Source organism: Stenotrophomonas sp. GD03777, from assembly GCF_029842485.1.
In the GTDB taxonomy this organism is placed as follows: domain Bacteria; phylum Pseudomonadota; class Gammaproteobacteria; order Xanthomonadales; family Xanthomonadaceae; genus Stenotrophomonas; species Stenotrophomonas sepilia.
The window spans coordinates 1-18945 of the sequence record NZ_JAOCGL010000037.1 but is presented as its reverse complement, the minus strand read 5'-3'; the positions used below and the strand labels follow the sequence as shown (position 1 = coordinate 18945).

Here is an 18945-nt window from a genome sequence, read left to right as displayed (position 1 = left end):
GTCAACGTGTTGTGGTGTGGGGGAGGCCGGTCGTAGTGGGGCGGCCTCCCCCTTTTTTCGGCTTAGGTCAGGCCTTGCGCAGGAACCAGGTCCGGCGCGTGTACTCGTGACCGAAATCCACCTGCCCGAACCGTGCGATCTCACGCTGGCCACGCCGGTAATAGCGCCACGGTGCTTTGGACAGCGGAGGAGTTTGCCCGTAGAAAACATCCATGTGGCCCACCGGCATCGACTTCGGCGTTACGTGCATGACCACGCTGCGACGCGTTCCGGCAGAGGGATGTGGCGCGCCGCCGTGGAACAGCTGCGGGTGCCAGACGATCACATCGCCAGGCTGCACGTGCACCGACTGCGGCTTCAGGCCAGCGTCTTCGCATTGACGCGCCACTGCATCCTGATAGGCGGTCCAGCCTTCCGGCGACATGGCGCTGATCGGGCCGTCGCCGAAGACAGTGCGTCGCAGCGCCTGCACGTCAATCGGCGGCAACAGGTGGCTGCCCGGAACCACGCGAAGGGGGCCATTGCTTTCATCAACCGCATCCAGTGCGGTCCACACTCCCATGTAGCGCTCGCCCGGAGAGGTGCAGAACACTGGCGTATCGCGATGCAAAGACTGTTCCGATCCGCGTTCGTAGTAGAGGCTGGTGTAGAGCGTGGTCGGTTCGCCGAGGAAACGATCGCAGACGTCGATGGCCGGGTTGTCAGTGAGCAGGCGGGTCATCGCATCCACCGCCAGGTGCAGGTTGACGACCCGATACATGCGCTTGTGTTCGTCCAGGTTGCGCGACACCGCCTTTGGATTGCGCTGCTTGAAGCGCGCGATGCGCGCGTTGATGTCCTGGACCAGCGCGGGTGCGATGGCCTGGCGCACCACCACGAAACCATCGCGCATCAGCGCATCGTATGCATCCATTGGAGTGTTCCTTCCTAAAACGCTGAGTATAGGCACGAGCGCTGGGACGTCATCCCGCCACCTTGCCCCACACCTTGAAGGTGGTCAGCCACAGGCCAAGCATGCTGCCGATGTTGGTCAGCATGAAGGTCAGCACCACGCGGGTAACGCGATTGCGGTACCAGCCCTTCAGGCTCTGCGCGTCGTCGCGCAGCTTCAGGAAGTCCTCGTAGGCTGGCTTGCGCACACGCGCTTCCACCAGTGCCGAGAAGGCGCCGGTCGGGATGCTCAGGCGGAACGGCTTGAACGGGGCCACCGCGATCGCGGTGAGGATGCTCAGCGGGTGACCGCCGGCCAGCAGGCAGCCCAGGCCGGCCAGGCCGCCGGTATACATCGCCCAGGTTGCCAGCAGCTCGGTGCCTACGCCCAGGCCGCCGCGGTAGAAGCCTACGCCGATGCCGGTCGCCACGATCGCCAGGATGCCCAGCGTGAACCACGGGATGTTGCGCTTCTTCGGCACCGCCTCCAGCTCGGCGCGCAGCGGCGCCGGTGCCTCGGTGTCGGTTTCCAGGTGGCGTGCCAGACCCGCCAGGTGGCCGGCTCCGACCACTGCCAGCACTTCGCGCTGGCGCGGGTCGTGTTCTTCGCGCAGGCGGGTGGCCATGTAGCGGTCGCGCTCGCCGATGATGGTTTCGTACAGCGCCGGGCTCTCGCTGGCGAACTCACCGAAGCTCGATTCCAGCATGTCGCCCTGCTTGAGCTTCTCGATCTCGTTCTCGCCCACTTCCTCGGACGAGAACAGGCCGGCGCCGAGGCCGGCAACCAGCTTCAGCTTGCCGAAGAAGCCCAGCCGTTGCGACGCGCGGCGGAAGGTCAGGCCGACCTCGCGGTCGATCAGGTGCACCGGCAGGTTGCGTTCGCGGGCGAGTTCCACCGCACGTTTCAGCTCGGCGCCGGGCTCGATGTCGAGTTGCTCGGCCAGGCGGCGCTGATAGGCGGACAGAGCGAGGTTGGCGGCGAACAGGGCGACGCGGCCCTTGCGGATCACCTCGACCAGGTCGAGCTTGGCGAGCGTGTCAGGGTCGCTCAGCGCCTGCAGGCGCTGCGGGTCCAGCTCGACGGCAACGGCATCGAAGCGGCCGCTGTCGATGGCTTTTTCAACGGCCTCGACGCTGGCGCGGGAGACGTGGGCGGTGCCCAGCAGGGTGTAGCGCACGCCGTCGCGTTCGACGACGCGCACCGGCTGGCCGGCGAACAGGTCGTCGCCGGTCTCGGGAAGGGTTTCGGTCATGGGTTCATTCATTGGAGGGTGCGGTGTCGGCGCCATCGCCGAGCGCGCGCTGCATCTGTACGGTGTCCAGCCAGCGGCCATGCTTGCGGCCGAGGCCACGGAACACGCCCACCAGCTCGAAGCCGAAGCGTTCGTGCAGCTTGATCGAGGCGGTGTTGGTCGGTTCGCCGATCACCGCCACCATCTGCCGGTAGCCACGTGCCACGCAGGCGTCGATCAAGGCCTGCAGCAGGCCGGTGCCGGCACCCTTGCCCTGGAACGCGGCATCGACGTAGACCGAGTTCTCCACGGTCCACTGGTAGGCAATGCGGGTGCGATAGGTGTTGGCATAGGCATAGCCAGCCACCTGGCCGTCGATCTCGGCGACCAGGTAGGGGAAGCCACGATCAATGATGTCGCGCATGCGGCGCAGCATCTCGGTCGCGTCCGGGATGTCGTACTCGTAGGTGTTGACGAAATCGGTCACTTCCACCGCGTAGATGGCGGTGATCGCGTCGATGTCGGCCGGGCCGGCATCACGGATGAGGACGGCCATGCGCGGGCTCCGGCTCAGTCGATGTAGCGCTTGAGCAGGTCGCCGTATGCATCGATGCGGCGATCACGCAGGAACGGCCAGATGCGGCGCACATGCTCGCTGCGCTGCAGGTCGACGTCGCACAGCAGCACGGTGGCCTCGGTGCCGGCCTCGGCCAGGAACTCGCCCTGCGGGCCGAGCACGTGGCTGTTGCCCCAGAACTGGATGCCCGACGCGCCCAGCGGCGACGCCTCGTGGCCGACGCGGTTGCAGCTCAGCACCGGCAGGCCGTTGGCCACGGCGTGGCCACGGTGGCTCAGCACCCAGGCGTCGCGCTGGCGGGTCTTCTCGTCCTGCACGTCGTCCGGGTCCCAGCCGATCGCGGTCGGGTACAGCAGCAGCTCGGCACCGGCCAGCGCCATCAGGCGCGCCGCTTCCGGGTACCACTGGTCCCAGCACACCAGCACGCCAAGGCGACCCACCGACGTATCGATCGGCTTGAAGCCGATGTCGCCCGGGGTGAAGTAGAACTTCTCGTAGAAGCCCGGGTCGTCCGGGATGTGCATCTTGCGGTACTTGCCGAGCAGGCTGCCGTCCTTCTCGAACACCACGGCGGTGTTGTGGTACAGGCCGGCAGCGCGGCGCTCGAACAGCGAGCCGACCAGCACCACGCCATGCTTCTTCGCCAGTGCGCCCAGGCGCTCGGTGCTCGGGCCCGGAATGGATTCGGCCAGGTCGAATTCGTCCACCGATTCGTGCTGGCAGAAATACGGGCCGTTGTGCAGTTCCTGCAGCAGCACCAGCTTGGCACCCTGCGCAGCCGCCTCGGCCACGCGTGCTTCGATCACCGCCAGGTTGGCGGCGGCATCACCGTGGTTGCGCTCCTGGATCAGGGCGACGGTAAGGGGGCTGCGCGAGTTCATGCGGGGCGTTCCTGCGGGGGAAAACCTGCATGTTAGCGCGGATGGGCGGCGACGGCGTGTTGCGCGCTGAATGGGTGATGGTAGTGCCGGCCGCTGGCCGGCATCCCCATCAATCCGTCAGGCATTGCCTGGTTGCCGGCCAGCGGCCGGCACTCCCTTTTCTCAGACCTTCAACAACCCGGCCGGCAGCTGCATGGTGATGCAGTGCAGGCTGCCGTTCTGCCAGATCAGCGAGCGGCAAGGCACCTGCACGATCTCGCGACCCGGATGCGCCTGGGCCAGCACATCACGGGCCAGGTCGTCGGCCGGGTCGCCATAGGCCGGCATCAGCACCGCGCCGTTGACGATCAGGTAGTTGGCGTACGACGCAGCAAGACGGCGGCCTTCGTCGATCACCGGCCGCGCCCACGGCAGCGGGAACAGGCGATACGGCTGGCCGTCCTTGGTGCGCAGCGCGGCCAGCTCGTTGCCCATCGCCTGCAGCTCGGCGTAGTGCGAATCGCTCTCGTCGTCGCAGGCCTGATAGACGATGCTGTCAGCGGAGGCGAAGCGGGCGAGGGTATCGATGTGGGCGTCGGTGTCGTCGCCTTCCAGGTAGCCGTGGTCCAGCCACAGCACGCGGTCCTGCTGCAGCCAGTCGGCCAGGTCGGCGCTCAGGCTGGCGCGGTCGCGGTCCGGGTGGCGTTCGTGCAGGCACTTCCAGGTGGTCAGCAGGGTGCCTTCGCCGTCGGTCTCGATGCCACCGCCTTCCAACGCGAACGGAATGCTGCGTACCGGGGCGTCGTTGAACACGCCAGCCTGGTCGAGCACGCCCACCAGCTGGTCATCCAGGGTGGCGTCGAACTTGCCGCCCCAGCCAGTGAATCGGAAGTCCAGCAGCTGGAAACCGCCGTCGGCGCGACGCAGGGTGATCGGGCCGGAGTCGCGCAGCCAGGTATCGTCGTAGGCGGCCGTGGTGAAGTGGACCTTGTCCATGTCGATGCGGTTGGAGCGCAGCCGCATTTCGGCATAGGTCTCCACATCGTCGTCGGCCACGCAGATCAGCACCGGCTGGAAGCGGGTGATGGCCGCGACCAGGGCGATGTAGGTCTCTTCCACCTGGCCCAGGCGGTCGGCCCAGTCGGTGTCGGCGGTAGGCCAGGCAATCAGGACGCCGCTCTGGGCTTCCCACTCGGCAGGAAAACGAAGGGTCTGGTTCATGGTCTCGCTACACAGGCCCGCCCAGGGCGGGTAAAGGGATCAACGGATCGGTGGTTTCGGGCCGATTTCGTTCGGGTCCGCCTGGTTGGCCACCACGTCGATCACCTTCTGCTTCTCGAAGTAGACGGTGAACTGCGGGTACACCCAGCGGTTGATGGTCGGCCATTGCCGCTTCTGCCCGCCACGCGGCTGCAGTTGTTCGCTGGGCGCGCCGAACTGCGCCTGCACCTGCTGCATGCTCTGGCCGCGCACGGGCAGGGCACCGGCCGGCTTCTCGCGGGCACGGTCGACAAGCAGGGTATCGGCCAGTGCCGGTGTGGCGGCGGCCAGGGTGGCCATCACGGCCAGGGCGGACAGGTAACGCTTCATCTCGATCTACTCCCCAGTGGTCAAGAAAGGCGATTACAGCAAAAACGGCAGGAAAAAGCCGCATAAACAAAAAACCGCCCGAAGGCGGTTTCTTGCATCGGGTCGGCCCCGCGTAGGGCCAGCCGCAGCCGGAAGGCTGTGAGGCTTAGCGCTGACGCGCCTTGAAACGCGGGTTCGACTTGCAGATGACGAAGATCTTGCCACGACGACGCACGACCTTGCAGTCACGGTGACGGGCCTTCGCCGACTTCAGGGAGGACAGGACTTTCATGGCATACCTCGGCGTAAACAGTAGTTGTTCGGGTGGAGCGTGGCCGCGATATGCGAAAGACAATCGGCAGTTGACGCTCGTTCAAGCCCGCCATTCTACCGGGCTTTTCCTCATGGTTTCAAGTGGTTGCACAAAAGATCCCGCTGGGGGCGTCTGGCAGGGGCTAGAATGGCCCCTTCACACGCTCTGGGACCCCCATGAATCCACTCGCTCCCGTCCTGACCATCGACGGCCCATCCGGGGCCGGCAAGGGTACCATCAGCCGCATCATCGCGCGCAGGATGGGCTGGCATTACCTGGATTCGGGCGCGCTGTACCGGGCGGTGGGCGTGGCCGCAAGCTGGGCCGACATCGACACCTCCGACGCCTCCGCGCTGGTCCGCTGCACCTTCGACACCCACGTTCAGTTTGTCGAGCAGGGCGATGCCATGCGGGTCATGGTCAACGGCACCGATGCCACCGAAGAGCTGCGCCTGGAGACCACCGGGGCGCTGGCCTCGGCCATTGCCGCCATCCCGGAGGTCCGGGCCGCCCTGAAGGAGCGCCAGCGCGCATTCAGGGAGCTGCCGGGCCTGGTCGCCGACGGCCGCGACATGGGCACGGTGATCTTTCCGGACGCCCCCTACAAGGTCTTCCTGACCGCCAGTGCCGAGGAGCGCGCCGAGCGCCGGCATAAGCAGTTGAAAGACAAGGGGGTTTCTGTTAACTTTGATGACCTCCTGCGCGAGATCATGGCCCGCGACGCCCGTGATGCTCAGCGTACCGTGGCGCCCCTGAAGCCGGCAGACGATGCTGTCCTCATCGACACCACAGGCATCGGCATCGATGATGTCGTTGCCCGAGTGATGGATCTGCTTCCGGTTCCGGCTGCCTGATCCGTTCGCGCGGGAGCACTGCCAGCAGCATCGGCGGTGGTCGCGCATAGCAGTGCTGTACCCGCTCCGTCGCGCAATGATGCGTGGCGGTTTTCCTACTACACACGACCTGCGTTTCCGGGGTCGACCAACAGGCGGGCGGTCGCCATTCCCCTGAAGGGGACGCCACCGACCCATGTGTCCAACAGAGTAAATCTAATGACCGAATCATTTGCCGAACTGTTTGAAGCCAGCCAGGCCAACCTGGCCAAGCTGAAGCCGGGCGCCATCGTCAGCGGTACCGTTGTTGAAGTCCGCGGCGACGTCGTGGTGATCAACGCTGGCCTGAAGTCCGAAGGCATCGTGCCGATCGAACAGTTCCGTAACGACGCTGGCGAAATCGACGTCGCCGAAGGCGATATCGTCAAGGTCGCCCTCGACTCGATCGAGAACGGCTTCGGCGAAACCGTCCTGTCGCGCGAGAAGGCCAAGCGCGCGATGGTGTGGGACGAGCTGGAAGAAGCGTTGGAAAAGAACGAAACCATCACCGGCCGCATCAGCGGCAAGGTCAAGGGTGGTTTCACCGTGGACATCAAGGATGTCCGCGCCTTCCTGCCGGGTTCCCTGGTCGATGTGCGCCCGGTGCGCGATCCGGCCTACCTGGAAGGCAAGGAACTCGAGTTCAAGCTCATCAAGCTGGACCGCAAGCGTAACAACGTCGTGGTCTCGCGCCGCGCTGTCGTCGAAAGCGAGCACTCGGAAGAGCGCGAGCAGCTGATGGACAAGCTGCAGGAAGGCGCGATCCTGAAGGGTGTCGTCAAGAACCTGACCGATTACGGCGCGTTCGTGGACCTGGGCGGTATCGACGGCCTGCTGCACATCACCGACATGGCGTGGAAGCGCGTGCGTCACCCGTCGGAAGTCGTGAACGTCGGCGACGAGCTGGACGTCCGCGTGCTGAAGTTCGACCGCGAGCGCAACCGCGTTTCGCTGGGCCTGAAGCAGCTGGGCGAGGATCCGTGGGACAACATCGGCCGTCGTTACCCGGCCAACAGCCGCGTCTTCGGCAAGGTCTCCAACGTCACCGATTACGGTGCGTTCGTTGAGATCGAGCCGGGCGTCGAAGGCCTGGTGCACGTCTCCGAGATGGATTGGACCAACAAGAACGTCAACCCGTCCAAGGTTGTCCAGGTGGGTGATGAAGTCGAAGTGATGGTGCTGGACGTCGATGAAGAGCGTCGCCGCATCTCGCTGGGCATGAAGCAGGTTGCCGCCAATCCGTGGGAAACCTTCGCTGCCACCCACAAGAAGGGTGACAAGGTGTCGGGCCAGATCAAGTCGATCACCGACTTCGGCATCTTCATCGGCCTGGACGGCGGCATCGACGGCCTGGTCCACCTGTCCGACATCAGCTGGAACACCACCGGCGAAGACGTCGTTCGCAACTTCAAGAAGGGCGATACCCTGGACGCCGTCGTCCTGGCCGTCGATCCGGAGCGCGAGCGCATCTCCCTGGGCGTGAAGCAGCTGGAGCAGGATCCGTTCGGCCAGTACATGGCTGCCAATCCGAAGGGTTCCAAGGTCGAAGGCGTGGTGAAGGAAGTCGACGCCAAGGGCGCGATCATCGAGCTGGCTGACGGCATCGAAGGTTACGTCTCGGCCCGCGACATCGCCAACGAGCGCGTTGACGACGCCACCCAGCACCTGAAGGTCGGCGACAAGGTCGAAGCCAAGTTCGTGGGCATGGACCGCAAGGGCCGTACCCTGCAGCTGTCGATCAAGGCCAAGGACGACGCTGAAATGCGCGAAGTGCTGGAGGAATACCAGTCCTCTTCGGCTTCCAGCGGCACCACCCAGCTGGGCGCGCTGCTGCGTGCACAGCTGAACGGCAACAAGTCCGAGTAATCGGCCTTAGGCTGTTCGTTGTTTCCTGGACGGCCCGGGCATTGCCCGGGCCGTTTCAGGCTGAGATGCCCCTGATGTGAGCCGGTAATGACCAAATCCGAACTGATCGAAATCCTTGCGCGCCGCCAGGCGCACCTGAAGGCCGATGATGTCGATCTGGCGGTGAAGTCGTTGCTGGAAATGATGGGCGGATCGCTGTCCGCCGGGGATCGCATCGAAATCCGTGGATTTGGCAGCTTCTCGCTGCACTATCGTCCGCCGCGCCTGGGTCGCAACCCGAAGACCGGCGAATCGGTTGCCCTGCCGGGCAAGCATGTCCCCCATTTCAAGCCGGGCAAGGAACTGCGCGAGCGGGTCAGCAGTGTGCTGCCGCTGGACGCCGATCCGGCCTGAGCCTGCCGTCGCGCCACCGCGTGCGAATCCAGCCGCGAGTCGGATAAGCTACGGACTCCTGCCACTGGAGCTGTCGCATGAAGGTTTTTCGTCTGCTGGTCCTGCTGGCGGTGCTGATCCTTGGATTGATCATCGGTGCGGTCAACATGACCGCAATGTCGATCAACCTGCTGTTTACCCAACTGCACACTTCGGTGGGCGTGGCCCTGATTGCCGCGCTGCTGGTCGGTGTCGTGGTCGGTGCCGGGCTGGTGCTGGTGAGCGTGGTCATTCCGCTCTACGGCCAGCTGCGTCGCGCCAACAAGTCCGCTGCCGCTTCGCCGGCCACGGTTGCTTCCCCCCAATCTTTTGATGGACGTTGATCGAAGATGGATTTCGTCACCGAGTGGTTCTGGTTCTTCCTGTTCGTACCGCTGGCCGCACTGGCCGGGTGGGTGATCGGGCGGCGTGGTGGCCAACGCCACGGTGACAGCCAGGTCAGCCGCCTGTCGAGCACCTATTTCCGTGGCCTGAACTACCTGCTCAACGAGCAGCCGGACAAGGCCATCGAGCTGTTCCTGCACATCGCCGAGCTGGACAAGGAAACCTTCGAGACCCAGGTCGCGCTGGGCCATCTGTTCCGCCGTCGTGGCGAAGTCGACCGCGCCATCCGCCTGCACCAGGGCCTGGTCAATCGCCATGACCTGAGTGACGCACAGCGCGTGCAGGCCCTGCTGGCCCTGGGCGAGGACTACATGAAGTCCGGCCTGCTGGATCGTGCCGAGACCGTGTTCACCGAGCTGGCCCAGCTGGATCAGCGCGCACCGCAGGCGCTCAAGCACCTGATCGGCATCTACCAGGCCGAGCGCGACTGGGAAAAGGCCATCGACAACGCCACCCGGTTCGAGGATGTCACCGGCGAGCCGATGGGCAAGCTGATCGGGCAGTTCGAGTGCGAACTGGCCGAGCGATTCCGTGGCGCCGGCAAGCTGGAAGAGGCGAGGGCAGCGATCGCCCGCGCCTACCAGGCCGATGCGATGTCGGTGCGCGCCGGCATCATCGAGGGCCGGTTGGAAACCGACGCGGGCAATCCTGAGGCCGCCGTGCGCGCCTTCGAGCGCGCCGCGCGCAACGACCCCGAATACCTGCCGGAACTGCTGCCGGCGTTGATGCAGAACTATCGCAAGGTGGGCGATCTGGCAGGTGCGCGCGCGTTCCTGTCGGAGATGACAGAGCATTACCGTGGCATTGCCCCGGTGCTGGCGCTGACCCGGTTGATGGAAGAGCAGGAAGGCGTGGCCCCGGCGCGTGCCTACCTCGGCCGCCAGCTGAAGGATCGCCCGTCGGTGCGTGGCGAGTCCGCGCTGATCGACCTCACCCTGGCCGAGGGCGCCGATTCCACAGCCACCCTGCATGACCTCAAGCACATCACTGACCAGTTGCTGGTGCGCAACCCGGCCTATCGCTGCACCCGCTGCGGCTTCGGGGCGCGTACCCACCACTGGCAGTGTCCGAGCTGCAAGGAGTGGGGGACGGTCAAGCCGCTGCTGAACTACGCGGTGCTCTGATCCATGCCCTGGCTTGTGATGGGCGCGCTGCTGTCGCTCGCCCTGCTGAGTGCGGTGCTGACCTGGGCGGCACGCGGCTATGCGCTGCGCCAGCAGTTGATGGACCAGCCCGGCGAACGCCGCAGCCATAGCGTCGCTACACCGCGCGGTGGCGGCATCGCCATCGTCATCAGCCTGCTGGTGACTGCAGCCGTGGCCATCTGGGCCTGGCCCGAGAGCACGCCGACAGTACTGGTGGCCAGCCTTGGGCTGGTGCTGGTGGCCGGTATCGGCTGGTGGGACGACCACAAGCCCCTGCCAGCGATGCGTCGCCTGCTGGTGCATTTCATCGCCGCGACGCTGCTGGCCGGCCTGGTGAAGGTGAATGGCGGCAGCTGGCTGTTGGCGGCGCTGGTGCTGCTGTTCACCGCCTCACTGATCAACATCTGGAATTTCATGGACGGCATCAACGGCATTGCCGCCAGCCAGGCCGTCGTGGCGATGCTGGGGCTGGCGCCGGTGCTGCCGTGGCCGTACTCGCTGGCTGCCGTGGCCCTGGGCCTGGCCTGCCTTGGATTCCTGCCGTTCAACTTTCCTCGGGCCCGGATCTTCATGGGCGATGTCGGAAGTGGAGCGCTGGGGTATGCGGTCGCAGCGGTGCTGGCACTCGCCAGCGTGCGTACCGATATCAACTGGATCCTGCTGCTGGTCCCGGTTTCGCCGTTCCTCGTGGACGCGGGCTTCACACTGCTGGCGCGCATCATTTCAGGACAACGCTGGATGGAACCCCACACCCAGCACGTCTACCAGCGCGCGGTGCAGGCAGGAGCCAGTCACCCCCAGGTGACAGGGATGTACTTTGCTTTGGGCCTGTTCAGTATTACAGTGTTCAATGTCTGCTCCAATTTGCAGCCGAGGTGGGAGGCTGCCGTGGCGATCGCGTGGTTCACCGCGCTGAGCGTCCTCTGGCTCCTCCTGCGCAATGGAATGCGCTACCGACAAGGAAATACCTGACTTATGGCTTCACCCTGGCGGGACAGAATCCTCGGCCTGATGCCGCGTTCGGCCATCGTCTGCCACGACCTTTTCATGGTCTGGGCATGCTGGCAGTTGCTCCATGCAGGGCGTTACTCGATCCTGCCCAACGCTCCGGCGCTGCCCCTGTGGAACGTCGATACCACCCTGGTCCTGCTGCTGCAGGGCCTGGTGTTCTGGCGCGTGGGGCTGTATCGCGGGCTGTGGCGGTTCGCCAGCGTCAGCGACCTGCTGAACATCTTCAAGGCCAGCTTCATCGGCATGGTCGCCATCGTCCTGGTGCTGATGTGGAAGCGCTTCGACGGCGTGCCGATGTCGGTGCTGGTGATCTACCCGTTCGCGCTGTCGGCCCTGCTGGGCGCACCGCGCCTGCTGTACCGGGCCTGGAAGGACTATCAGGCCCTGCAGTCCGATTCCAGCGCCCGCCGCGTGCTGATCCTCGGCGCCGGCCAGGCGGCGGAAACACTGGTGCGCGACCTGCGTCGTTCCGGCAACTTCGAGCCGGTCGGCCTGCTCGACGATGCACCGCACCTGCGGGGTGCCAAGCTGCAGGGCCTGCCGATCCTCGGCACCCTGGATGACGCCCCGACAGTGGTCCGCGAGACCGCTGCCAAGCTGCTGGTCATTGCCATGCCGTCACTGGACGCCGCAGGCATGCAGCGTGTTGTCGCGATCTGCGAAAGCACCGGCGTTCCGTTCCGTACCGTGCCCAAGCTCAGCGACATCCTGCAGGGCCAGTCGCTGCCGGGCCAGCTGAAGGAAGTGGCGATCGAGGATCTGCTGGGCCGCAAGCCGATCATGCCGGACTGGAACCTGATCCGCGGCTGGTTGGGTGGGCGCACTGTGATGGTCACCGGCGCCGGTGGTTCGATCGGCTCGGAGCTTTGTCGCCAGTGCGCGCGGCACGGTGCAGGTCGCATCATCCTGCTGGAGATCAGCGAGCTGCTGCTGCTGACCATCGAGGGCGAGCTGCGGCGCAGCTTCCCCGATGTCGAGATCGAGGCGGTGCTGGGCGACTGCGGTGACCCGGCGGTGATTCGCCATGCGTTGTCGCTGCACCCGGTCGATACCGCTTTCCATGCGGCCGCCTACAAGCACGTGCCGGTGCTGGAGCGCCAGCTGCGCGAAGCGGTGCGCAACAACATCCTGGCGACCGAAAACGTCGCCCGCGCGTGCCTGGAAGCCCGCGTGGAGCATTTCGTGTTCATTTCCACGGACAAGGCGGTCGACCCGGTCAATGCGCTGGGTGCGAGCAAGCGCTACGCCGAGATGATCTGCCAGAGCCTGGACCAGAAGTCCACGCACACCCGTTTCGTCACGGTGCGTTTCGGCAACGTGCTGGCGTCGGCCGGCAGCGTGGTGCCGCTGTTCCGCGAGCAGATCCTGCGCGGTGGTCCGGTCACGGTCACCGACCCGGAAGTCAGCCGTTACTTCATGACCATCCCCGAGGCCTGCCAGCTGATCCTGCAGGCGGCCGCGTCGGCGTCGCATGGTGCGATCTACACTCTGGACATGGGCGAGCCGGTGCCGATCCGCGTGCTGGCCGAACAGATGATCCGTTTGACCGGCAAGCAGCCGTACAAGGACATCCAGATCATCTATACCGGCCTGCGCCCGGGCGAGAAGCTGCACGAGACGCTGTTCTATTCGGACGAAGACTACCGTTCGACCGCGCACCCGAAGATTCTCGAGGCCGGCGTGCGTACGTTCTCGCGCGACCTGGTGCTGGGCAACGTTCCGCGCCTGCGTGAGGCGATTGCCAGCTACGACACTGCCAGCATCCAGGAAATCCTGTTTGCGACGATGCCGGAATTCTCGCCAATCGAACAGGATGCTTACATTTCATCCGCTAAAGTCGTGCCCTTTCCGGCACGTGAGGCGAACAGGCACCAATGAGCAAGCGAATTCGCAAGGCAGTTTTCCCGGTGGCAGGACTGGGAACGCGTTTTTTGCCAGCAACCAAGACTGTGCCGAAGGAGATGCTGCCGATCATTGATCGGCCGCTGATCCAGTACGCCGTTGATGAAGCCATCGAAGCCGGCTGCGACACGCTGGTGTTCATCACCAACCGCTACAAGCACGCGGTTGCCGATTATTTCGACAAGGCCTACGAGCTGGAGCAGAAGCTCGAGCGCGCCGGCAAGCAGGAGCAGCTGGAGCTGATCCGGCATGTGCTGCCCAACGGCGTGCGCGCGATCTTCGTGACCCAGGCCGAGGCGCTGGGCCTGGGGCACGCAGTGCTGTGTGCCAAGGCTGTGATCGGTGACGAGCCGTTCGCGGTGCTGCTGCCCGACGATCTGATCTGGAATCGCGGTGCCGGTGCGCTGAAGCAGATGGCCGACCTCAATGAGGCCAGCGGTGCCAGCGTGATCGCGGTCGAAGACGTGCCGCACGAAAAGACCGCCAGCTACGGCATCGTCGCCACTGAGGCGTTCGATGGCCGCAAGGGCCGCATTTCGCAGATCGTCGAGAAGCCGAAGCCGGAGGACGCGCCGAGTGACCTGGCGGTGGTCGGCCGCTACGTGCTGAGCCCGAAGATCTTCGAACTGCTGGAACAGACCCAGACCGGTGCCGGCGGCGAGATCCAGCTGACCGATGCGATTGCCGAGCTGCTGAAGACCGAAGAAGTCGATGCCTATCGTTTCGAGGGCACCCGCTTCGACTGCGGTACGCACCTGGGTCTGGTGGAGGCGACGATCCGCTTCGCGCTGGACAACCCGAAGCTGGCCGGCCCGGCGCGGGAGAAGCTGGCGGCGATGCTGGCGGAATAAGGGTTCTATCAAGCGCTCCGTCAGCGCCTTCCTGCCAAAGTGGGGGAGGCGCGGGCAGTCCGCTGCAGGACACGCCGTAAACCCATCCCTGGGGGCTCGATGGCGCCATCCATGGCGCCAACGGTCCTGCAGCGGACTGCCCGCGCCTCTCGACAGTTTCCTGCGGGCGCGGACGGGAAGGGCGGAATCAAAGGCAGAAGCAAAGCAAAAAAGGCAGCCAATGGCTGCCTTTTTTGCTTGTTGGGGTCAGATCCCCGTGCGCAGCAAAGGGCTCTGACCCCGGCTCTTGCCTTGCCTTTGCTCACCCTTCCGCCGAGCGCAATGCCGGGTGGCGCGGGTGGGTGAGGCTGACCGGGACTGTCAGCGGCATGGATGCCGCTGCCAAGCCCCCAGGGACGGGTTTACGGCGTGTCCCGGGCAGCCTCACCCACCCGGGCCCCACAGCCAACCAACAATCAGCCGGCAACGCCTTGAACCTTACAGCGCCTCGAAAATACCCGCCGCGCCCATGCCGGTGCCGATGCACATCGTCACCATGCCGTATTTCTGCTGGCGACGACGCAGGCCGTGCAGCAGGGTGGCGGTACGGATCGCGCCGGTCGCGCCCAGCGGATGGCCCAGGGCGATCGCGCCGCCCAGCGGATTGACCTTGCTCGGGTCCAGGCCGCAATCGCGGATCACTGCCAGCGACTGCGCGGCGAAGGCTTCGTTCAGTTCAATCCAGTCCAGCTGGTCCTGGGTCAGGCCGGCCTGCTTCAGGGCCTTCGGGATCGCGGCGATCGGGCCGATGCCCATCACTTCCGGGCGCACGCCGGCCACCGAGAAGCTGACGAAACGCGCCAGCGGGGTCAGGCCGTAATCCTTGATCGCCTGCTCCGAGGCCAGCAGCACGGCACCGGCGCCATCGCTCATCTGCGACGAGTTGCCGGCGGTGACGGTGCCGCCGAACTGGCCGTTGCGGAATACCGGGCGCAGCTTGGCCAGGCCTTCAGCGGAGGAGTCCGGGCGCGGGCCTTCGTCGGTGTCGGCCACCTTGTTGCGGGTGATGATGCGCTGGCCGTCGGCCAGGTCCGGAAGGTGCGAGACGATCTCGTACGGGCTGATTTCGTCCTTGAACTCGCCGTTCTGGATCGCGGCCATGGCCTTCTGGTGCGAGGCCAGGGCGAACGCGTCCTGGTCTTCGCGCGAGACCTTCCACTCTTCGGCCACCTTCTCGGCGGTGATGCCCATGCCGTAGGCGATGGCGACGTGGTCGTTGTCGAACACGCTCGGTGCCATGGCGATCTTGTTGCCCATCATCGGCACCATCGACATCGACTCGGTACCGCCGGCCAGCATCAGGTCGGCGTTGCCCAGGCGGATCGCATCGGCGGCCTGCGCTACGGCCTGCAGGCCGGAGGAGCAGAAGCGGTTCACGGTCTGCGCGGCGATGGTGTTCGGCAGGCCGGCCAGCAGCACGCCGATGCGCGCCACGTTCATGCCCTGCTCGGCTTCCGGCATGGCGCAGCCGATGATGGCGTCATCGATGCGGTTGACGTCCACGCCCGGGGCCTGGGCGACGACGCTGCGCAGCACGTGCGCAAGCATGTCGTCGGGGCGGGTGTTGCGGAACATGCCCTTGGGCGCCTTGCCAACCGGGGTACGGGTGGCGGCGACGATGTAGGCGTCCTGGATTTGCTTGGTCATTGCAATGATCTCTTGAATAGGGGTTGGAAGAGGTTGCCGGCCAGCGGCCGGCACTACCGATGTCTTCCGTCAGTTCCGCAGCGGCTTGCCGGTCTTCAGCATGTGCGCGATGCGGGCCTGGGTCTTTTCCTGCTGGGCCAGTTCGACGAAGTGCTTGCGCTCCAGGGTCAGCAGCCACTCTTCGTCCACCAGGGTGCCGCGGTCGACCTTGCCGCCGCACAGCACGGTGGCGATGCGCTCGGCGATCTCGTAGTCGTACGGGCTGATGAAGCGGCCTTCCAGCATGTTGACCAGCATCATCTTGAAGGTGGCGATACCCACGTCACCGGCCACCTGGATGCGGCGTGCCGGCAGCGGCGGACGGTAGCCCGCTTCGGCCAGGGCGCGAGCTTCGGCCTTGGCGATGTGCAGCGCTTCGTAGCTGTTGAACACCACCTTGTCGGTGCTGCGCAGCAGGCCCAGTTCCTTGGCGTTGACCGCCGAGTTGGAGACCTTGGCCATCGCTACGGTCTCGAAGGTCTTCTTCAGTTCGGCGAACACATCACCGCCCGGGCCTGCGGCCTGCGAGGCGCGCACGGCCAGTTCCTTCAGGCCACCGCCGGCCGGCAGCAGGCCGACGCCGGCCTCGACCAGGCCGATGTAGCTTTCCAGGAAGGCCACGGTCTTGGCGCTGTGCATCTGGAACTCGCAGCCACCACCCAGCGCCAGGCCACGCACGGCGGCAACCACCGGCACCAGCGAGTACTTGATGCGCTGGCTGGTGCGCTGGAAGTTGGCAACCATTTCTTCGAACTGGTCGACCTTGCCGGCCTGCAGCAGGCCCAGTGCACCGGCCAGGTCGGCACCGGCGGAGAAGGGTTCCTTCTGCTGCCAGATCACCAGGCCCTGGAAGTCCTTCTCGGCGCGGCTGACGCATTCCTGCAGGCCGTCCAGCACCTGGTCGGACACGGTGTTCATCTTGGTCTTGAAGCTGACCACGGCGATGCCATCACCGTCGTGCCACATGCGCAGGCCGTCGTTCTCGAACACGGTTTCGCCCGGCGCGAACTGTTCGCCCAGCAGCGGATCCGGGAAGCGCTGGCGCTGGTACACCGGCAGCGACGAACGCGGCAGCTTGGCGTTGCGCGACGGGCTGTAGCTGCCCTCGGCGGCGTGCACGCCATCGCGGCCATCGAACACCCAGTCCGGCAGCGGTGCGTTGCTCATGCTCTTGCCGGCCACGATGTCATCGGCGATCCACTGCGCGACCTGCTTCCAGCCGGCGGCCTGCCAGGTCTCGAACGGGCCCAGCGACCAGCCGTAGCCCCAGCGGATGGCCAGGTCGACGTCGCGCGCGGTCTCGGCGATGTCGGCCAAGTGGTAGGCGCTGTAGTGGAACAGGTCACGGAAAGTCGCCCACAGGAACTGCGCCTGCGGGTGCTGGCTCTCGCGCAGCTTGGCGAATTTCTCGGCCGGGTTCCTGATCTTCAGGATCTCGACCACTTCCGGGGCGGCGGTGCGGTCGGCCGGGCGGTAGTCCTGCTTCTCCAGGTCCAGCACGACGATGTCCTTGCCGACCTTGCGGAAGATGCCGGCGCCGGTCTTCTGGCCCAGTGCGCCCTTGGAAATCAGCGCGTCCAGCCACTTCGGCGACTTGAAGAACTCATGCCACGGGTCGTTCGGCAGGGTGTCGCCCATGGTCTTGATGACGTGCGCCATGGTGTCCAGGCCGACCACGTCGGAGGTGCGGTAGGTGGCCGACTTCGGGCGGCCGACCAGCGGGCCGGTCAGGCCGTCCACTTCGTCGAAGCCCAGGCCGAACTGCTGGGTGTGGTGGATGGTGGACAGAATCGAGAACACGCCGATGCGGTTGCCGATGAAGTTCGGGGTGTCCTTGGCGTACACCACGCCCTTGCCCAGGGTGGTGACCAGGAAAGCTTCCAGGCCTTCCAGCACGGCGTCGTCGGTGGTGGTGGCCGGGATCAGCTCGGCCAGGTGCATGTAGCGCGGCGGGTTGAAGAAGTGCACGCCGCAGAAGCGGTGGCGCAGCTGTTCGGGCAGCACGTCGGCGAGCTTGTTGATGCCCAGGCCCGAGGTGTTGGAGGCCAGCACCGCGTGGTCGGCCACGAACGGGGCGATCTTCTTGTACAGGTCCTGCTTCCAGTCCATGCGCTCGGCGATGGCCTCGATGATCAGGTCGCAGTCCTTCAGCTGCTCCAAGCCGGACTCGTAGTTTGCCGGGGTGATGGCTTCGGCAAGCGACTTGCTGGCCAGCGGCGCGGGACTCAGCTTGCCCAGGTTGGCGATCGCCTTCAGCACGATGCCGTCGGCCGGACCTTCCTTTGCAGGCAGGTCGAACAGCACGGTGTCGACGCCGGCGTTGGTGAGGTGGGCGGCGATCTGGGCACCCATGACGCCGGCACCCAGCACGGCGGCGCGGCGGACTAGCAGGGAATTGGACATGGTGTAGGGCCTTTGTTGGTCAGCAGTTACTGGGTGGAATCAAACGGAAGCGGGCAGGGCGCTGGCGCGTGCGGCGGCGCGGAACCCGGCTTCGGCGAAATGGATCAGTTCGTGGGCGGCATGGGCACGATGCGCCGCTTCGGTGACACCGGCGGGACGCTTGATCAGCCCGAAATCGGCCATGGCATAGGTGAGCGAGCCGGCAAGGAAGTCCAGGCGCCAGTACAGCTCCTCCTTGCTCAGGTCCGGCACGCATTCGCCGATGGCCTTGCCGAACGCACGCAGCACGTGGCCGTAGTGGTCGGACAGGAACTTGCGCAGGTTGTCGTTCTTCTCGGCGTAGGCGCGGGCGATCACGCGCACGAAGGCGCCGCCGTTCTGGCGGTCCTGGGCCAGCGCCAGCGCCGGCTCGACGAAGGCGGCCAGCACCGGGCGCAGTTCGCCCGGGTGCTCGGCGCGGGCACGTTCGAGCTGTGACAGGCGGGCGCCGGTCATCTCGTCCATGCGGCGGCGGAACACCTCGTTGACCAGGTTTTCCTTGGAGCCGAAGTGGTAGTTGACCGCAGCGATGTTGACATCGGCCTGGCTGGTCACCTGGCGCAGCGAGGTACCGGCGAAGCCGTGCTGGGCGAACAGCTCCTCGGCCGCGCCGAGGATCCGGTCCTTGGTCGAGAAGTGGGCGGGTTTGGCCATCGGCGGGCGGACCTTAATCAAACGATTGTTTGATACTAGGACCAGACGGTAGCGTATGGCATTTTGCGGTGCAGCAAAACTGCCCGGGCCGGTCAGATTTCACTCAGGTGGGTGAATGCGATGGGGTGGGGTCGGATCCCCGAATGGGGCTCCGACCCCAACGGTGGGCCCCGGAATGGG

General features: G+C 65.6%; 18 protein-coding genes. 8 read left to right on the top strand and 10 right to left on the bottom strand.

The features are described from left to right. Positions 1 to 67: 67 nt before the first annotated feature. The 7 genes from N5E02_RS10160 to ykgO all read right to left on the bottom strand — a co-directional run bounded on the left by N5E02_RS10160 (position 68) and on the right by ykgO (position 5460). The gene (locus N5E02_RS10160; RefSeq protein WP_005416223.1) at positions 68 to 913 is read right to left on the bottom strand and encodes a phytanoyl-CoA dioxygenase family protein; all 846 of its coding nucleotides are present in this window, start codon (positions 911 to 913) and stop codon (positions 68 to 70) included. A gap of 49 nt (positions 914 to 962) precedes the next feature. After that, on the bottom strand, positions 963 to 2195 hold the full coding sequence (locus N5E02_RS10155; protein ID WP_005416224.1) for a TraB/GumN family protein: 1233 nt from the start codon (positions 2193 to 2195) through the stop codon (positions 963 to 965). Continuing rightward, entirely contained in the window at positions 2188 to 2718 is a 531-nt protein-coding gene (locus N5E02_RS10150) for a GNAT family N-acetyltransferase (RefSeq protein WP_164093588.1), read from the bottom strand. Before N5E02_RS10150 ends, N5E02_RS10155 begins: the two co-directional genes overlap by 8 nt. Before the next feature lie 14 nt (positions 2719 to 2732). Beyond that, a complete protein-coding gene (locus N5E02_RS10145) occupies positions 2733 to 3620 on the bottom strand; it encodes a carbon-nitrogen hydrolase (protein WP_005416226.1) in 888 nt (295 codons plus the stop codon). Positions 3621 to 3782: 162 nt separating this feature from the next. Beyond that, entirely contained in the window at positions 3783 to 4820 is a 1038-nt protein-coding gene (locus N5E02_RS10140; RefSeq protein ID WP_005416227.1) for an agmatine deiminase family protein, read from the bottom strand. A gap of 39 nt (positions 4821 to 4859) precedes the next feature. Beyond that, positions 4860 to 5189: a hypothetical protein gene (locus N5E02_RS10135; protein ID WP_005416228.1), complete on the bottom strand. Its 330-nt coding sequence runs from the start codon at positions 5187 to 5189 to the stop codon at positions 4860 to 4862. A 145-nt stretch (positions 5190 to 5334) separates the two neighbouring features. Beyond that, on the bottom strand, positions 5335 to 5460 hold the full coding sequence (gene ykgO / locus N5E02_RS10130; protein ID WP_005409283.1) for a type B 50S ribosomal protein L36: 126 nt from the start codon (positions 5458 to 5460) through the stop codon (positions 5335 to 5337). A 197-nt stretch (positions 5461 to 5657) separates the two neighbouring features. On the opposite strand from ykgO, the gene cmk reads away from it, so the two are divergent. The 8 genes from cmk to galU all read left to right on the top strand — a co-directional run bounded on the left by cmk (position 5658) and on the right by galU (position 13944). After that, complete coding sequence (gene cmk, locus N5E02_RS10125) at positions 5658 to 6335, top strand: (d)CMP kinase (protein WP_262089715.1); 678 nt, start codon at positions 5658 to 5660, stop codon at positions 6333 to 6335. A 198-nt stretch (positions 6336 to 6533) separates the two neighbouring features. Next, a complete protein-coding gene (gene rpsA / locus N5E02_RS10120; protein WP_005416230.1) occupies positions 6534 to 8219 on the top strand; it encodes a 30S ribosomal protein S1 in 1686 nt (561 codons plus the stop codon). Positions 8220 to 8306: 87 nt separating this feature from the next. Beyond that, positions 8307 to 8612: an integration host factor subunit beta gene (locus N5E02_RS10115; RefSeq protein WP_005409286.1), complete on the top strand. Its 306-nt coding sequence runs from the start codon at positions 8307 to 8309 to the stop codon at positions 8610 to 8612. 77 nt (positions 8613 to 8689) lie between these two features. Further along, entirely contained in the window at positions 8690 to 8974 is a 285-nt protein-coding gene (locus N5E02_RS10110; protein ID WP_235645947.1) for a lipopolysaccharide assembly protein LapA domain-containing protein, read from the top strand. A gap of 6 nt (positions 8975 to 8980) precedes the next feature. Next, entirely contained in the window at positions 8981 to 10159 is a 1179-nt protein-coding gene (lapB, locus tag N5E02_RS10105) for a lipopolysaccharide assembly protein LapB (protein ID WP_005416232.1), read from the top strand. A gap of 3 nt (positions 10160 to 10162) precedes the next feature. Continuing rightward, positions 10163 to 11152 carry a glycosyltransferase family 4 protein gene (locus N5E02_RS10100; RefSeq protein WP_164093589.1) on the top strand — a complete coding sequence of 330 codons (990 nt, stop codon included), beginning with the start codon at positions 10163 to 10165 and terminating at the stop codon, positions 11150 to 11152. 3 nt (positions 11153 to 11155) lie between these two features. Further along, positions 11156 to 13069 carry a nucleoside-diphosphate sugar epimerase/dehydratase gene (locus N5E02_RS10095; protein WP_032954120.1) on the top strand — a complete coding sequence of 638 codons (1914 nt, stop codon included), beginning with the start codon at positions 11156 to 11158 and terminating at the stop codon, positions 13067 to 13069. Then, complete coding sequence (gene galU / locus N5E02_RS10090) at positions 13066 to 13944, top strand: UTP--glucose-1-phosphate uridylyltransferase GalU (RefSeq protein ID WP_032954121.1); 879 nt, start codon at positions 13066 to 13068, stop codon at positions 13942 to 13944. Before N5E02_RS10095 ends, galU begins: the two co-directional genes overlap by 4 nt. Before the next feature lie 477 nt (positions 13945 to 14421). Here galU and N5E02_RS10085 read toward each other — a convergent pair whose 3' ends face one another. From N5E02_RS10085 to N5E02_RS10075, 3 genes are all read right to left on the bottom strand, one after another. Further along, positions 14422 to 15630 carry an acetyl-CoA C-acyltransferase gene (locus tag N5E02_RS10085; protein ID WP_005416236.1) on the bottom strand — a complete coding sequence of 403 codons (1209 nt, stop codon included), beginning with the start codon at positions 15628 to 15630 and terminating at the stop codon, positions 14422 to 14424. A 69-nt stretch (positions 15631 to 15699) separates the two neighbouring features. Then, entirely contained in the window at positions 15700 to 18072 is a 2373-nt protein-coding gene (locus N5E02_RS10080; protein WP_188238472.1) for a 3-hydroxyacyl-CoA dehydrogenase/enoyl-CoA hydratase family protein, read from the bottom strand. Positions 18073 to 18111: 39 nt separating this feature from the next. After that, the gene (locus N5E02_RS10075; RefSeq protein ID WP_005416238.1) at positions 18112 to 18765 is read right to left on the bottom strand and encodes a TetR family transcriptional regulator; all 654 of its coding nucleotides are present in this window, start codon (positions 18763 to 18765) and stop codon (positions 18112 to 18114) included. Between the last annotated feature and the right edge of the window lie 180 nt (positions 18766 to 18945).

Bases quoted from the DNA above. Each gene is read 5' to 3' on its own strand.
- N5E02_RS10095 (WP_032954120.1), top strand. From the start codon at position 11,156: ATGGCTTCACCCTGGCGGGACAGAATCCTCGGCCTGATGCCGCGTTCG.
- N5E02_RS10160 (WP_005416223.1), bottom strand. From the start codon at position 913: ATGGATGCATACGATGCGCTGATGCGCGATGGTTTCGTGGTGGTGCGC.
- N5E02_RS10155 (WP_005416224.1), bottom strand. From the start codon at position 2,195: ATGAATGAACCCATGACCGAAACCCTTCCCGAGACCGGCGACGACCTG.
- N5E02_RS10080 (WP_188238472.1), bottom strand. From the start codon at position 18,072: ATGTCCAATTCCCTGCTAGTCCGCCGCGCCGCCGTGCTGGGTGCCGGC.
- N5E02_RS10100 (WP_164093589.1), top strand. From the start codon at position 10,163: ATGCCCTGGCTTGTGATGGGCGCGCTGCTGTCGCTCGCCCTGCTGAGT.
- N5E02_RS10075 (WP_005416238.1), bottom strand. From the start codon at position 18,765: ATGGCCAAACCCGCCCACTTCTCGACCAAGGACCGGATCCTCGGCGCG.
- N5E02_RS10085 (WP_005416236.1), bottom strand. From the start codon at position 15,630: ATGACCAAGCAAATCCAGGACGCCTACATCGTCGCCGCCACCCGTACC.
- N5E02_RS10135 (WP_005416228.1), bottom strand. From the start codon at position 5,189: ATGAAGCGTTACCTGTCCGCCCTGGCCGTGATGGCCACCCTGGCCGCC.
- ykgO (WP_005409283.1), bottom strand. From the start codon at position 5,460: ATGAAAGTCCTGTCCTCCCTGAAGTCGGCGAAGGCCCGTCACCGTGAC.
- lapB (WP_005416232.1), top strand. From the start codon at position 8,981: ATGGATTTCGTCACCGAGTGGTTCTGGTTCTTCCTGTTCGTACCGCTG.
- N5E02_RS10110 (WP_235645947.1), top strand. From the start codon at position 8,690: ATGAAGGTTTTTCGTCTGCTGGTCCTGCTGGCGGTGCTGATCCTTGGA.
- rpsA (WP_005416230.1), top strand. From the start codon at position 6,534: ATGACCGAATCATTTGCCGAACTGTTTGAAGCCAGCCAGGCCAACCTG.
- N5E02_RS10115 (WP_005409286.1), top strand. From the start codon at position 8,307: ATGACCAAATCCGAACTGATCGAAATCCTTGCGCGCCGCCAGGCGCAC.
- galU (WP_032954121.1), top strand. From the start codon at position 13,066: ATGAGCAAGCGAATTCGCAAGGCAGTTTTCCCGGTGGCAGGACTGGGA.
- N5E02_RS10140 (WP_005416227.1), bottom strand. From the start codon at position 4,820: ATGAACCAGACCCTTCGTTTTCCTGCCGAGTGGGAAGCCCAGAGCGGC.
- cmk (WP_262089715.1), top strand. From the start codon at position 5,658: ATGAATCCACTCGCTCCCGTCCTGACCATCGACGGCCCATCCGGGGCC.
- N5E02_RS10145 (WP_005416226.1), bottom strand. From the start codon at position 3,620: ATGAACTCGCGCAGCCCCCTTACCGTCGCCCTGATCCAGGAGCGCAAC.
- N5E02_RS10150 (WP_164093588.1), bottom strand. From the start codon at position 2,718: ATGGCCGTCCTCATCCGTGATGCCGGCCCGGCCGACATCGACGCGATC.